At 71.7% G+C, this 14,494-nt stretch carries 11 protein-coding genes; 5 read left to right on the top strand and 6 right to left on the bottom strand.

Annotated elements, in window-relative coordinates:
• Nucleotides 1–156: 156 nt before the first annotated feature.
• The 6 genes from ACH4UM_RS27855 to ACH4UM_RS27830 form a co-directional block, all read right to left on the bottom strand.
• Nucleotides 157–414 carry a DUF5958 family protein gene (locus tag ACH4UM_RS27855; protein WP_398184828.1) on the bottom strand — a complete coding sequence of 86 codons (258 nt, stop codon included), beginning with the start codon at nucleotides 412–414 and terminating at the stop codon, nucleotides 157–159.
• A 30-nt stretch (nucleotides 415–444) separates the two neighbouring features.
• Nucleotides 445–1,284 carry an SGNH/GDSL hydrolase family protein gene (locus ACH4UM_RS27850; RefSeq protein WP_398184825.1) on the bottom strand — a complete coding sequence of 280 codons (840 nt, stop codon included), beginning with the start codon at nucleotides 1,282–1,284 and terminating at the stop codon, nucleotides 445–447.
• A gap of 78 nt (nucleotides 1,285–1,362) precedes the next feature.
• Entirely contained in the window at nucleotides 1,363–2,385 is a 1,023-nt protein-coding gene (locus ACH4UM_RS27845; protein ID WP_398184822.1) for a hemolysin family protein, read from the bottom strand.
• On the bottom strand, nucleotides 2,382–3,869 hold the full coding sequence (locus tag ACH4UM_RS27840) for a hemolysin family protein (protein ID WP_398184819.1): 1,488 nt from the start codon (nucleotides 3,867–3,869) through the stop codon (nucleotides 2,382–2,384). Before ACH4UM_RS27840 ends, ACH4UM_RS27845 begins: the two co-directional genes overlap by 4 nt.
• A gap of 151 nt (nucleotides 3,870–4,020) precedes the next feature.
• The gene (locus ACH4UM_RS27835; RefSeq protein WP_398184816.1) at nucleotides 4,021–4,446 is read right to left on the bottom strand and encodes a GNAT family N-acetyltransferase; all 426 of its coding nucleotides are present in this window, start codon (nucleotides 4,444–4,446) and stop codon (nucleotides 4,021–4,023) included.
• 76 nt (nucleotides 4,447–4,522) lie between these two features.
• The gene (locus tag ACH4UM_RS27830; RefSeq protein ID WP_398184813.1) at nucleotides 4,523–6,151 is read right to left on the bottom strand and encodes a hypothetical protein; all 1,629 of its coding nucleotides are present in this window, start codon (nucleotides 6,149–6,151) and stop codon (nucleotides 4,523–4,525) included.
• Between the two features lie 859 nt (nucleotides 6,152–7,010).
• Between ACH4UM_RS27830 and ACH4UM_RS27825 the strand changes: the two genes are divergently transcribed.
• Genes ACH4UM_RS27825 through ACH4UM_RS27805 form a run of 5 tightly spaced genes read left to right on the top strand, consistent with a single transcriptional unit; the run spans nucleotide 7,011 to nucleotide 14,377 of the window.
• Nucleotides 7,011–8,153, top strand: coding sequence for a phenylacetate--CoA ligase family protein (locus ACH4UM_RS27825; RefSeq protein WP_398184810.1), 1,143 nt, complete (start codon nucleotides 7,011–7,013; stop codon nucleotides 8,151–8,153).
• Nucleotides 8,150–9,547 (top strand): MFS transporter, encoded by a 1,398-nt coding sequence (locus tag ACH4UM_RS27820; protein ID WP_398184807.1) that lies wholly within the window; start codon nucleotides 8,150–8,152, stop codon nucleotides 9,545–9,547. The genes ACH4UM_RS27825 and ACH4UM_RS27820 overlap by 4 nt, the downstream gene beginning before the upstream one ends.
• Nucleotides 9,544–10,689 (top strand): GNAT family N-acetyltransferase, encoded by a 1,146-nt coding sequence (locus tag ACH4UM_RS27815; RefSeq protein WP_398184804.1) that lies wholly within the window; start codon nucleotides 9,544–9,546, stop codon nucleotides 10,687–10,689. Before ACH4UM_RS27820 ends, ACH4UM_RS27815 begins: the two co-directional genes overlap by 4 nt.
• Nucleotides 10,686–11,852, top strand: a complete 1,167-nt coding sequence (locus ACH4UM_RS27810) for an acyl-protein synthase (RefSeq protein WP_398184801.1) — start codon at nucleotides 10,686–10,688, stop codon at nucleotides 11,850–11,852. Before ACH4UM_RS27815 ends, ACH4UM_RS27810 begins: the two co-directional genes overlap by 4 nt.
• Nucleotides 11,849–14,377, top strand: a complete 2,529-nt coding sequence (locus tag ACH4UM_RS27805; RefSeq protein WP_398184798.1) for an acyl-CoA reductase — start codon at nucleotides 11,849–11,851, stop codon at nucleotides 14,375–14,377. Before ACH4UM_RS27810 ends, ACH4UM_RS27805 begins: the two co-directional genes overlap by 4 nt.
• Nucleotides 14,378–14,494 lie beyond the last annotated feature (117 nt).

The following is a 14,494-nucleotide window of genomic DNA, read 5'->3' as shown; positions in this document are numbered from 1 at the left end:
AGAGAAGATCCTCATCGGTCCCCTGAAGACCAGTGCCGTGAGCCCTTTGCTGCGGCAGGCCGGCCGCGTACTCTGAGCCGATCACCGGGGCTCATCACTGGGACTTCTGGTGGGACTGGTCCGCTCCGCAGAAGACGCTCAAGGGGGAACTGGCCTTCAGGAGTACGGTGCTGGGTTGTCAGGCGTCGGGGACAGCTTGTGCCACCGGTGACTGCGGCCGCCGGAGCAGAAGCGCTCGCGGCGTCGCGCGTCGGCAATCGTGAGCACCGCGATCAGCAGCCTGAACGCCTTGCGGCGTTCGTCGAGAGGCGCGAGACCGGCGATCTTTCCCAGTTGCTCGTCGATCCGGCCTCGTGAGATCAGCACTTCGGGCGTATGCGTCGGGCGCAGCCCGGCACAGCGGATGCTCTTCATCGGTGCATGGCAGCCGGGCGGGGTTCCGGGTTAGTACTCCACCCGTCGCCAGTCCGTCACAGGGCCGGGGTTTGTGTGGTCCGCAGGGGTGACCCAGAAGGCTTTGCCCAGCTCAGCGCAAAAGTGGGCGCCTGTCCGGCCGTCGCCGGAGGAGCGGCCCGTCAGACGCCGTCCTATCCACGGCAGCAGATGCTGCCGGGCGAACCGGGCGTCTGCGGCCCGCCGGGTGACCCAGCCCGGCGGCACGGCCGCCGGCATGGGCGTACGCCACTGCGGGTCCTCGGCCTCGTACCCGAGCGTCTGCCACACCGCCTCCGCGACCCGGCGATGGCCCTCGGCGGTCAGATGCAGCCGGTCCACGTCCCACAGGCGAGGGTCGGCCAGCGACGGAGCGCCGTACAGGTCGACGACGAGCGCGCCGTGCCGCTCGGCGAGTCCGTCGACGCAGGCGAACAGCTCCTCCATGCGCGGCCGGAAGCGCTCCAGGACGGGGCCTTGGCGACCGGGGCTGCGCATCAGCACGAGCTGCTTGCACGCCGGAGCCAGGCGTTCCACCGCCTCGGTCAGCAGGCCCCGGACCCGGCCCATGTCGCACTTGGGCCGCAGGGTGTCGTTCAGCCCGCCGACCAGTGTCACCACATCGGCCCGCATGGCCGCCGCGACCTCGATCTGCTCGTCGACGATCTGCCCGATGAGCTTGCCGCGCACGGCGAGGTTGGCGTACCGGAACCCGGGTGTGCGGGCGGCCATACGGGCCGCCAGTAGGTCGGCCCAGCCCCGGTACGAACCGTCGGGCAGCAGGTCCGACATGCCCTCGGTGAAGGAGTCGCCGACCGCGACCAGGCTGCTGTATGTGGGATTCGTCTGCATGGCGTGAGCGATGGTAACCCGCGATCCCACTCACATACCAAGCGGTCGGTCGTGGCGGGGAATTCCGCGACGGCCCGCTCAGACCTGCTGTCCGAACAGCTCCCGCAGCACGTCCGCCATGGTCACCAGGCCCGCCAGTCGCCCGTCCGCGCCGATGGCTGCCGCGAGGTGCGTACGGCTGCCCCGCATCGCGGTGAGCACGTCGTCCAGCGGCGTGCCCTCCCGGACCCGGGCGATGGGCCGCATGTCCCGCAGCCGGAACGGCTCATTGCGCGGCGAGGCGTCCAGCGCGTCCTTCACGTGCAGGTACCCGACGATCCGGCGCCCCTCGTCGACCACCGGGAAGCGGGAGAAGCCGGAGTCGGCCGACAGCCTCTCCAGCTGTTCCGGGGTGACACCGAGTCGTGCGTAGACGACCCGCTCCAGCGGAAGCACCACGTCGCGCACGGGCCGGCTGCCCAGCTCCAGCGCGTCGTGCAGCCGCTCCTGCGCCCGGTCGTCGATGAGACCGGCCTCGCTGGCGTCCTTGACGATCTCGGCCAGCTCCGCGTCCGTGAACGTCGCCGAGACCTCGCCCTTGGCCTCCACCCGCAGCAGTTTCAGCAGCACATTCGCGAAGGCGTTCACCGTGAAGATCACCGGGCGCAGCGCCCGGGACAGCGCGACGAGCGGCGGGCCGAGCATCAGCGCGCTGCGCACCGGCTCCGCGACCGCGATGTTCTTCGGCACCATCTCGCCGAGCAGCATGTGCAGATACGTCGCCAGCGTCAGCGCGATCACGAACGACACCGCGTGTCCGGCACTCGCCGGCACGCCCACCGCGTGGAACACCGGCTCCAGCAGATGCGCGATCGCGGGCTCGGCGACCACACCGAGGACCAGTGTGCACAGGGTGATGCCGAGCTGGGCCGCCGCCAGCAGCGCGGAGACGTGCTCCAGGCCCCACAGCACGCTCTTCGCGCGCCGGTCGCCCTCCGCCCCCTCTTCGACGTACTGCTCGACCTGGCTGCGGCGCACCGAGATCAGAGCGAACTCGGAGCCCACGAAGAAGGCGTTGACGACCAGGCTCGCCAGACCGATCAGGATCTGTACGCCGGTCACCGGTCGGCCCTCTTCTCCGTCTTCTGCGCGCCCAGGTGCTTCTCGGGCACCACGTCCTTCTTGCCGTCCTTCCTGCCGGTCTTCCTGTCGCTGCCGGTCCTCCCGTCGTCCTTCCTGCCGGTCTTCCTGCCGGTCTTGTGGTCCTTCCCGGCCCGCTGTTCCTGACCGGCCCCCGCGTCGTCGAGCGGTGCGTGCAGCAGTACGCGCGCGGCCCGGCGTCCGCTCGCGTCCACCACGTCCAGCCGCCAGTCGCCGACCTGCAGGACGTCGCCGATCTCGGGGATCCGGCCGAGCTCGGTGGCGACGAGGCCCGCGAGCGTCTCGTACGGCCCCTCCGGAGCGCGCAGTCCGACGCGCGCGAGCTGGTCCACCCGCGCGAAGCCGTCCGCCGAGTACAGGGCGCGGCCCTCGGCGTCGGCCCCGGCCGGGGCAAGGTCCGGCGTCTCGTGGGGGTCGTGCTCGTCCCGCACCTCGCCGACGACCTCCTCGACGATGTCCTCCAGCGTCGCCACGCCCGCCGTGCCGCCGTACTCGTCGATGACGACCGCCATCGTGCGCCTGCCGGACAGCCGGTCCAGGAGCCGGTCGACGGTCAGTGACTCGGGGACGAGGAGCGGCTCGCGCATGATCTCGGAGACCCGGATGCGTATCCGGCGGTCGGCGGGCACCGCCAGTACGTCCTTCACGTGGGCGGTCCCGACCACCGAGTCGAGGCTGCCGCGGTAGACGGGGAAGCGGGACAGCCCGGTCGCGCGGGTCGCGTTCGCCACGTCCTCGCAGGTCGCCTGGGCGTCCAGGGCGACGACCTGCACACGCGGGGTCATCACGTTCTCCGCGGTCAGGTCGGCCAGGTTGAGGGTGCGCACGAACAGCTCGGCGGTGTCCGCCGCCAGGGCGCCTTCCCTGGCGGAGTGCCGGGCGAGTGCCGCCAGCTCCTGGGGGCTGCGTGCGGAGGCCAGTTCCTCTGCGGGCTCCACCCCGAGCCGGCGCACCACGCGGTTCGCCGTGTTGTTGAGGTGGGTGATGAAGGGGCGGAACGTGGCGCTGAACCACCGCTGCGGGGTGGCCACCCGCTTGGCCACGGCCAGTGGCGAGGAGATCGCCCAGTTCTTGGGCACCAGCTCGCCCACGACCATCAGGAACACCGTGGACAGGGCGGTGCCCAGGACCAGCGCCAACGAGCTCGCGGCCGACGGCGAGAAGCCCAGCGACTCGAGCGGGCCCGCGATGAGCCTGGCGATCGAGGGCTCGGCGAGCATGCCGACCACCAGGTTGGTGACGGTGATGCCGAGCTGCGCCCCGGAGAGCTGGAACGTCAGGTTCCGTACGGCCTTCAGGGCGCCCGCCGCACCGTGCTCGCCGCGCTCGACGGCCCGCGCCAGGGCTCCGCGGTCCACGGTGGTCAGCGAGAACTCGGCCGCGACGAAGGCGCCGCAGGCCAGGGACAGCAGGACCGCCACAAGCAACAGGAGCACTTCGGTCATCGGGTCACCCCCGTCCCATGGTCGGACAGGGCAGGGGCGATCGCGCGATGTCGCGCACGGGGAGGTTCGCCCATGGGCGGACGCTCACAACCTTTCATGGTGGACCGAGTGATCCTCCAATGGTAAAGGATGGGCAAAGAAAGCCGGAATCTCAGTCTGCCAGGGACTTCACCCAGCGTCGCCACTGGTCCTCGCGCTGGTAGCCGGCCGCGGCCCACATCTGGTGTGCCCGTTCGTTGACCTCCAGGACCATGGCGTCGACCCTTCGCCCTCCCAGGGCGGCGAACCGTTGTTCGGCTGCTTCCAGCAGGGCGGTTGCGATGCCTTGCCTGCGGTGGTTCGGGTGGACGGCAAGTCGGTAGGCGGAGCACCGCCATCCGTCGAAGCCGGCTATGACGGTTCCTGCGAGCAGGCCGCCGCGCTCTGCGAGGAGCAGGGCTTCGGGGTCGGTCGTGACGAGTCGGGCCACACCGTCGCGATCGTCGCTGATGCTCGTTCCTGCCGCGGCTTCACGCCAGAACCGCAGCACGGTGTCGATGTCCGAGAGGGTGGCGCAGCGAATGTGAAGATCGCTCATGGTGCGAGCCAAGCAGAGCGCCGGCCCGTCCCGCCAACGGTTTCCCGTGGCGGGGCGGCGCTGCCGGAGGATGTCCTCAGGACGCGGTGGGTGCGGTGGGTGCGGTGGGTGCTGTGGGTGCGGTGGCCGGCGCTGCCGGACCGCCGCTTGCGGTGGCGGTGGGGGTGGCGCTGGCGGAGGCTGACGGAATGGTCGGCGATGCGGACGGGGACGGGGACGGAGGCACGCTGTCCGTGGGGTCGGCCGAGGGGGCCGTGGGGTCGGCCGAGGGGGGCGTCTGGCCGAGCGGTGTCAGCACCGCGTCGGTGACCAGGCCGTCCCGGTTCGTCGTGAGGGTGACGGGGTCGGCAACGTCGAGGAGCCGGTCGCAGCCCAGGTTGGTGAACGTCTGGTTGGCGCGTGCGGCGAGGAAGGCGAAGAGGTTCGGTGCCGTGCCCGGGTCCGGAGAGGGCGCCTTCCGGAAGAGCGCCTTGTCCTTGAAGACGCGCTGGATGCCGGCCGGGTCACGGAAGAGGGTCGTGCAGAAGGCCGCTCCGTCACCGTCGTGGCCGGCACCGATCGCAGGCATGTCGACTCCCGCGCGGTACGCGTTGGTCTTCTCGACGCTGCTGTGGCCGTCGAGAAGCGTCATCGGGTCATTCCGCGGGACCAGCGCGATGGGCGCCTTCTGACGGGCCGCGGCGGACAACTCGTCCAGTGCCAGGGCGGAAGTGGCCCGGCCGTCGCTGGACTGGTTGGGCGCGGTGAACGGCTTGCATCCCAGCGCCGGGTCCATGAACTGGGTCAGCAGCAGGTTGTCGCTGCCGTTGGCCAGATCCGTCGGGGTACTGGTGGCCGCCCACCTGGGCTTGCCGTTGTGACGATGGCGGCGGTCGCCGCGGTTGGCCAGCCGCGCGGCCCTTCTCATGGCCGCTCTGCTCGCGGCGTTGTTCTGGGCGATCCGGCCGCGGGCGTCGGCGAGGTAGTGGGTTACCACGTTGTCGCTTCCGTCCTGGTCCACGACGGAGAAGTCCCTCGTGGTCGGGCAGGGCAAGCCGTCCTTGGCGGTCCCGAGCGCCGGGATCTTGAGGCGCTTTTCGGTCATCCGGGCCTTGGCGGCCCGGAAAAAGGCCGGCGCGTTGCAGTACGCGAACTGGCCGAAGATGGATCCCGGCACGCCGTTGACGCATTTGCCCTGGGTGAGGCTGTGGGAGCGACCGCTCGTCCGCAGCGTCAGATCGGCATTGTTGAAACCGAACCATATGCCTACCGTCGAGCCCTTCGGCACCGAGGGCCGAGCGGTGGGCGCGGCTGGTCTCGTTCCTCTGTCGATCACCAGCGGGTTGAAGATGGTCAGTTTGCCGCCCTTGGTGAGGATCGCGGCTTCCACGAATGCCGACTGATCGGGATTGGCCTCGTGGCACGGCCCCTTCGCCGGGTCCGTCGCGACGAGTTCGTAGGGCGTGGCCAGGCCCCGGGCGGTAAGGGGGTGGTCGGGGACCAGCAGCGTGCAGTTCGGATCCGGCTTGCCGGCCGGCGTCCGTTGCGCGGAGGCTGCCAGGCTTCCCTGCCGGTGATGATGACCGCTGCCCGCAGCGAACACCGATCCGGCGACGACTGCGAGGATCACCGGACCGCCGATCAGGGCGATCGACAACTTCGACCGCTTCCAGCGCCGGGCATGCTCCCGCCGGGAAGTGCGTGGTGAGTGTGTGAAGTTCTGCATGGGCACCGACCTGCTCCTCACTGTGCTTCCCTCCGGTGGGGGCGACCCAAGGTCGCGCCGGGCACGCGCTGGTCACGGCGGTACCGACCCTGTTCAGTGGGGCGGAGGGACATCCCCGTTGCCCGGCACGACGGGTCCACTCGCCGCAGGTGCCGGGTCTGGTGCCCAGTGACGGTAACAGCGCGTACTTCGGGCGCACCCGGCGATTTGCCAAAGAGACGGACCGTCAATGGCGGCGGGGTTCCCATCGCGGAGGCCACCCGGTGCCACGGCATGTGCGCTCCAGCCCGTCACCGGCCGGCCGCGAGGGGGCCTTCCGCTTCCGGGCGGGGGCGGGACTTCCGGGCGGGTGCGGGACTTGTGGACCGGTGCGCAAGACGGTGAGCCGCGCGTGCCACGCGTGCCACTCGTCCGTGGCCTGCCGGACGACGGCAGGAGCGCTCGAAATTTGACGATGAAACCAATTCGCGCTGTGACGGCCGCCTCTCGCGCCGACGGAACCGAACGCCGCCGAAATTCGTCGCAGTGCGCCGAGGAAGACCCGTTCACAGCTTGCCGGTTGATGCAAGCGTGTTCCGAATGATGAGATACCCTTGACTCCGGGCGCCCCAGTTCTCCGCGGGCGCTCGACCGGACCACATCATCAGCGCACGTACCCCCTTCGCGGAGCGAACTGCCTCCGTCCCATTGCCGTCGGTGTTTTCGGTTTCCGACGGCTGTCAAGCATGCCCTTGAGCAGGAATTGATGCCCGTTCAATCTCTTGCGGAGCTGATACGCTTCGCCCGTCGCAACTCGCCCTTCTACCAGCAGCTTTACGCGCACCTTCCGGACCGCACGGCATCTCTCACGGATCTTCCGGTGGTTCCTCAGGCAGAATTCTGGCGGGCCAACTCACCGCGCGACAACAGGTTGCTGACCGCGCCGCTGGACGAGGCGGTCGTCTTCCGCAGCGGCGGCACCACAGGCTCCCCGAAGTTCTCCTGCTTCACCCGCACGGAATGGCGGGATTTCACCACGGCATTCGGTGCCGGAATGGTCACGGCAGGACTGCGGCCGGGACACCGGGTGGCCGACCTGTTCTACGCGGGTGACCTGTACGCCAGTTTCAGCTTCATTCTCGATTCACTTCACCGTTCCCCGGTCACCAACGTGCGCCTGCCCATCGGCGGTGCTGCCCCCTGGGAATCCACCGCGGCCACCTTGGAGGAATTCCGGGCGCAGGTCGTCGCCGGCACGCCGACCACGCTCTGCTCGTTCGCCGAGCGCCTCACCGCGGCCCGTCGCACTCTGCCCGACGTGGAGTTGCTGTTCTTCGGCGGCGAGTGCCTGTTCGGCGACCAACTCCCCGTGCTGAAGGCGGCGTTCCCGCACGCCGAGGCCCGCTCCCTGGGCTACGCGAGCGTGGACGCCGGACTGCTCGGCGAGGCGATACCCGGCGCCGACCCCAGAGTGCACCGCGCGTTCACCCCGTACACCGTGGTGGAGATCCTCGACGACGCCGACCGGCCGGTCGGCGAGGGCACGCCGGGACGGCTGATCGTCACCGACCTGCGCCGACGGCTGATGCCGGTACTGCGCTACCCGGCCGGCGACCGGGCCGAATGGCTGGACCGGGAAGCGGGCGTCTTCCGGATCCTCGGCCGGGCCGACGAGGGTGTCCGGGTCGGCCCCGTCTCCCTCCACACGCAGGACGTGCACGACATCGTCACGGCGGCCGACAAGGCCGGTGAGGTGACCGGCCTGCAACTCGTGGTCCGCCGTCAGGGTGGCCGGGACGGGCTGGTGCTGCGTCTGGCGACGGCCCAACCGGCGGACCGGCACGCGGCGCTGGGCGAATCGCTGATCCGGGCGGTGCTCGACCAGCGTCCGTTCTACGCCGGAGCGACCAGTGCCGGCCACATCAACCCGCTCACCGCCGAATGGGTACGGCACCGGGACCTGGCGGTCAACGCCCGCTCGGGCAAGCTGGTCCGCGTGGTCGACGAACGGCCGCATTCATGAGCGCACCGGCCGCGCGCACACGACGGCTGCCCCTCGTGCTGCGCAACCCGTCCTTCGGCACCGTCTGGGCCGGCCAGTTGCTCACCCAGGCGGCGAGCCGGATGTTCCAGGTCGGCGTGGTCTGGTGGCTCGTCCAGTTCGGGGGTGGTGACCACCGCGGGCTCGGCGCGGGCCTCTTCCTCACGGTGAGCACCCTGCCCGCCGTCGCCTTCGCACCGGTGATCGCCCGCGTCGTCGCGCGCCACACCCGGCGCACGGTGCTGACCGCGGCGGCCGCCGCGGCGGGCTTCGTCGCCGCGGCCACCGCCGCCTGCGCCCAGGCCGGGACACTGCCCGTGGCCGCCGCCTTCGCGGCAGGTCTGGCGCTGGCGGCCTGCCAGGCCCTCTTCGATCCCTGCCTGACCACCTCGGTGCCCGAACTCGTCGACGACGCGGACATCGAGGCGGCCACCGGATTCGAACTGTCCACCCAGTCGATCGCCGGACTCGCCGGTGGGCTGCTCGGCCCCCTGGTGGTCGACGCGGGCGGCCTGGCGGGCGTCGTCGCCGGGTGCGCGGGCGCGTACCTGCTCGCGGCCCTGCTGGTCTCCTCCGCCCGTTTCCCACGCGCCACCGGGCCGCGCGGCCCGGCGGGCGCTGCCACGGCCGGGCGGCGGACACTGCGTCACGTCCTGACCGGGCTGCCGTTCATCCGCCGTGTCCTGCTGTGCTTCGCCGCCGCCAATGTCTTCACCACCGCCGTCTACGTCGTCATGCCCCTCTATACGCGGGGCGTGCTGCACGCCACCGGTTCGACCGTGGCCTCGCTGGAGGCCGCCCTGGGCGTGGGCACGCTCCTCGGCTCCTTCGCCGGCGGGCGCCTTCCGGGCCGCCCGGTCACCGTGGGCAGCGCGTGCCTGGCCGCGACGGCGGCCGCCCTCGGCCTGCCGGGCCTGCTCACCGGGCGGGCGGTGGCGCTCGGCTCGCTGGCCGTCGTCGGCTGCTGCGTCGGCGTCATCGGCGTCCGGTTCGTCGCCCTGTTCCAGCGGCTGGTGCCCGCCGACGACAAGCCGGGTTTCTTCACTGTGATGCAGGCACTGCTCGGCGCCGCCTTTCCCGTCTCCTCGCTGGTCTTCGGGGCGCTCGGCGACCATCTGGCGGCCCGCACGCTGTGCCTGGCGCAGGGCGCGGGACTCGCCCCGGTCGCGCTGGCGCTGTGGTGGCTGGGCCGCCGTACGGACACCACCGGTCCGGAGCCTGCGACCGGATGGGAGTCGTCGGCCGGATCGGAGCCACCGGCCGAAACGGTGCGTCCCGCTCGTCCGGAACCCTCCACCGGGCCGGCGCCCCGTGCGGGGCGGGAACAGTCCACCGTCCCCGCACACCAGGTCACGCCGACGGGAGACGCGTCATGACCGTTCTCCTCTCGCCGGCCGCGGTCCACGACATCGCCGAGCTGCGGCAGCTGTACTTCGACGTGTACGGGCACGGCTACCCGGTGCCGCTGGGCAGCGACCCGGCCGTCATGCGCCGGCTGATCACCGAGGGCACCGCGCACTGGCTCACCGCCCGCACCACCCGGGGCGACCTGGTCGGCTCCGCCGTGGTGCAGACCGAACCGGGCAGTCGTATCGGCAAGCTCGTCGGCCTCGCCGTGCACCCCGGCCACCGGGGCGGGGGACTGGCCTCCCGGCTGACCGGCGCCGTGTGCGAGGAGGCGTTCGGCGCCAGAGGGCTCGACTCTGTGTACGCCACCGTCCGCGTCGTCACCGAGGGCCCGCAGCAGGTCGTCGTGCGCAACGGCTTCCGGCCGCTCGGCCTGATGCCGAATGCGGTCGAGGTCGAGGGATGCGAGAGCCTGGCGCTGTTCGCCCGCTACGCCGACGGCGTGCTGGAGCGCCGCGCCGCGGTGGAGTGCGTGCCGCAACCTCTCGGGTGGCTGCTGTCGGCGGCGTCCTCGGGCACCGGCATCGACTACGCCGGTACCCGACGCGCCGCCTCCCGCCCCGAGACCCCTGCGGGCCGCGCCGTCAACCGTGCCGAGCCCATCGAGCTGATCGCGGCCCCGGCCTTCGTGCGCCGCCGCTTCCTCCAGCGTCTTCCCGACGCCGGCGACCGCTTCTTCCCGCTGCACACGCCGAATGCGATGCTCGTCGCGGCCGACGGCGGCTTCGAGGTGTACGCCGACCTCGACCCGGTGGGGGGCAGCTGCGCCCTGGTGGCTGTGCATCCGCGTCCGGCAGCCGTCGACGGCGCGCTGGAGGCCGTGATGACGGCGGTCACCCGGGCCGGCGCGGACTACGCCGAGGCGCTGCTGCCGCTCGCCGACACCGCAGCGCTGGAGGTCTTCCTGGCCTCGGGCTTCGTCCCGAGCGCCGTGTACCCGGCCATGCGCCGCATCGGCGACCGCCTCCACGACTACGTCGTGCTGTCCCGGACCAACCGTCAGATCGACTTCCGGACGGCTGCCGTCAGCGCGCTGCTCCAGCCCTACCTGAGCGCCTACTTGAGCGCCTGGACCTCCACCTACCTGCCCCGCCACGAGGTGCCCCGATGAACGCCCATCTCGCTCCCGTCCAGGTCCCCGACCCGACGGCACTCACCCATGTGCAGCGGCTGTGCGACCTGGTGACGCCGTACGCGACCGGCGCCGCGACCGACGAACTGTTCGCCGCCGCCATGGCCGAGACCAATGCCTGGCACGCACACCGCTCCCCGTTCTTCGGCTCCCTGCTCCAGGAGCCGCCGGAGGCACCCGCGCCCACGGTCGGCCCGCGGGTGCGCACCCCGCTGGTGCCCGCCGCCTTCTTCAAACGCCACGAGGTGCTGTCGATCCCCCACGAGGAGGTGTTCCTGCACCTGACCTCCTCGGGCACCACCGGCCAGAAGTCGCAGATGTTCTTCGACCAGTGGACCATCCGTTCGGCGCAGCGGATGGTGGCCCGCATCTTCGACCACTACGGCTGGATCACCCCCGGCCAACCGGTCAACTACCTGCTCTACAGCTACGAGCCGGCGCCCTCCGTGAAGTTGGGCACCTCCTTCACCGACAACTACCTGTGCGACTTCGCCCCGGCGCGGCACACCACGCACGCGCTGCGGCACACCGGTTCGGGCCACGAGTTCGATGTGCACGGCTGCATCGATGCGCTCCACCGGTACGCCGAGGACGACGTGCCCGTACGCATCCTGGGCTTCCCCGCCTTCCTGCACTTCACCCTGGAGCGGATGAGGGCCCAGGGCCTGCCGCCGCTGCGGCTGCCCGAGGGCTCGCTGGTGGTGCTGGGCGGCGGCTGGAAGGGCCACGCGGACCGCCGGATCGGCAAGGACGAGTTCTACGCCGAGGTCACCGAGCGCCTCGGCATCCCCGGTGATCGCGTCCGCGACACCTTCGGCTCCGTCGAGCACTGCGTGCCGTACGTCGAGTGCGCGTTGCACCGGCTGCACGTGCCGGTCTGGTCGCGCGCCGCCGTCCGCGACACGGCCACGCTGCGTCCGCTGCCCTACGGCGAACGCGGCTTCCTGCACCTGGTCAGCCCGTACATCACCTCGGTGCCCGCGCACAGCGTGGTGATGGGCGACCTGGCATCGCTGCACCCCGGCGAGGAGTGCGGCTGTCCGCTGTCCACCGACTGGTTCACCGTGCACGGCCGGGCCGGGGTGAGCCGTAACCGCAGTTGCGCGGTCGCCGCCGCCGAACTCCTGAAGGGAATGTCGTGACCACCACCGCTTCCGCGCTCCACCTCTGGCAGGGCCGGTTCGTCGACGACGCCGAGGCCGGCCGGCAGCTCGCCGCACTGCCGGAGCTGACCGGGCGGGTCCTGGCGCGTCCGCTGCCCACGGACGTGGTGCTCGACGCCTGCGCCGCGTTGAGCGCCGAACTGACCGGTCCCGCCTGCGCGCTGCGCGCCCGGCTGGCGGCGCACCTGCCCGCGGACGACGCCGGCACCACCCTCGGTGAGCTGGCCGCCGCGCTCGCCCGGCAGGCCCTGGAACGCAAGCTCCGCCGTGAGCTGGGCGGCCTGCGCCCCGAGCGGCTGACGAGGCCGGACGCCCGCGAGCCGGTGTACGAGTCCTGGGCCCCCGTCGGACTCCTGGTGCACATCGCGCCGGGCAACGCCGCCACGGTGGCGCCGCTGAGCGTCGTCGAGGGCCTGCTGGCCGGGAATCTCAACGTGCTCAAGACCAGCGGCGACGACACCCCGTTCGCGCTCGAGCTGCTCGCCGCGCTGGGGGACGCCGACCCGACGGGGCTGATCGCAGAACGGGTCGTCGCCCTGCGCTTCCCCTCCTCGCGCCGGCAGTGGCTGGAAACGCTGTGCGGGCAGGCGGACGCGATCGCCGCGTGGGGTGGGGAGGAGGCCGTACGGGCGGTGAGCGACCTGGCGCCGCCCGGCTGCCGGGTCGTGGAGTGGGGACACCGGATCTCCTTCGCCTACCTCACCCCCCGGGCCGCAGCCGACGAGGCCACCCTCGACGCGCTCGCCGAGGACGTGTGCCGCTTCGAGCAGCAGGCCTGCTCCAGCCCTCAGGTGGTCTATCTGGACACCGAGAGCACCGAGGACGCATTCGCGTTCGCCGGGCGGTTCGCCGAGCGGCTGGCGAAGGTTTCCGGCACCCGGCGGGCGCCGCTGCCCGACATGGCGGAGCAGGCCGAGATCACGACCACGGAGCAGCTCGCCCGGCTCGAACAGCACCTCGGCCTGACCCGGGTGATCGCCGCTGACGACGGTTCCTGGCGGGTGCTGGCGGACAGCCGTCCGGCACTGAGCGCATCCCCGCTGCATCGCAGCGTCTGGGTGAAGCCGCTGCCCCGGCACGCGGTCACCGCGACGCTGCGGCCGATGCGCCGCTACCTGCAGACCGCGGCGATCGGCGGCGGCCGGGCGGACGTGGCCGAACTCTCCCGTGCGCTGTTCGCCGCGGGGGTCACCCGGGTCACCCCGATCGGCTCGATGCTGGAGGGCTACGAGGGCGAACCGCACGACGGGGTCTACGCGTTGCAGCGCTACAGCCGGCGGGTGGGAGTGCGCGCACCCGGCGCCGAGTTCCGGGCGGTGGCCTGCCTGGACGACCTGGTGACGCCGCCGGTGCTGTCCCCCGCGCCGGACGGGCCCCTGCTGGGCAAGGAGGGCGTGCAGCGCGCCCTGGCGTCGCTGGACCCCCGGTACGCGCACCTGTACTTCCGCAGCGGCGGCTCCACGGGCGCGCCCGCGCTGTCGGTGTTCACCTGCGACGACTATGACAACCAGATGCGCGCCGCCGCCGACGGGCTGCTCGCCGCCGGCTTCGACCCGGCCCGGGACCGGGCGGCCAACCTGTTCTACTGCGGCGGCATGTACGGCAGCTTCATCAGCTTCTTCTCCATCCTGGAGCGGCTGAACGCCACCCAGATCCCGATGGCCGCCGGACCCGACCACGCCGCGGTCGCCGAAGCGCTGGTCACTCACCGGGCGGACACCGTCCTCGGCATGCCGTCCTACCTGTGGCAGCTCTTCCACGCCGAGGCGGACCGGTTCCGCGCCTACGGCGGGATCCGCACGGTGTTCTACGGCGGCGAGCACTTCACCGCCGAGCAACGCCGGGTGCTGACCGAGGAGTTCGGAGTCGAGGTGATCCGTTCGGCCGCCTACGGCAGCACCGACCTGGGGCCCCTGGGCTACCAGTGCACCGAGTCCACGGGTTCGGTGCACCACGTGCTGACCGACCTGCACACGCTGGAGATCCTCGACCCGCACCAGGACCGGCCGGTGGTGCCCGGCGAACCCGGCCGGCTGGTGTTCACCTCGCGGACGCGCGCCGGGCAGCGGCTGGAGCGCTACGAGATCGGCGACCTGGGCCGCGCGGTCGCGGGCGTCTGTCCCTGCGGCAGTCATGTTCCCCGCCTGGAACTCCTGGGGCGCTACGGCGACGTCGTGCGCGTCGGCACCTACTTCTTCAACTACCGGCGCTTCGTGCAGGCCGCGCAGGAACGGCTCGGCTACCACGGGGAGGTTCAGATGCTCGTCGGCCCCGGCTCCGGCCGCGAGCGGCTGACGGTACGCCTCGACGAGCGGTACGCACCCGATGCCGCTGCCGCCCGGGCGGCCTTCGTCACCGAGGTGACGGAGCTGGCCCCGGCCGAGGCGGAGGGGCTGCTGACGTTCACGGTGGAAACGGTGCCGATGGACGCCTTCGAACGGACCCCGGCCAGCGGCAAGCTTCGCACGGTGCTCGACCTGCGCCAGAACGTGTCCGGCAGATGACCTTCCGCGAGGCTTCGGTGTCCCCGGCCGGCGAGGGGCACGGGGACTGAGCCGGAATGCACCCGGGACGGCCCGAACGAGAAGAAGCCGTCCCGGGGCTCCCGGCCACGTGGGTCC

It is taken from the genome of Streptomyces sp. NPDC020801 (assembly GCF_044334385.1).
Lineage (GTDB): Bacteria > Actinomycetota > Actinomycetes > Streptomycetales > Streptomycetaceae > Streptomyces.
The sequence above is the reverse complement of the archived record's forward strand: the minus strand, read 5'-3'. Positions and strand labels throughout refer to the sequence as shown.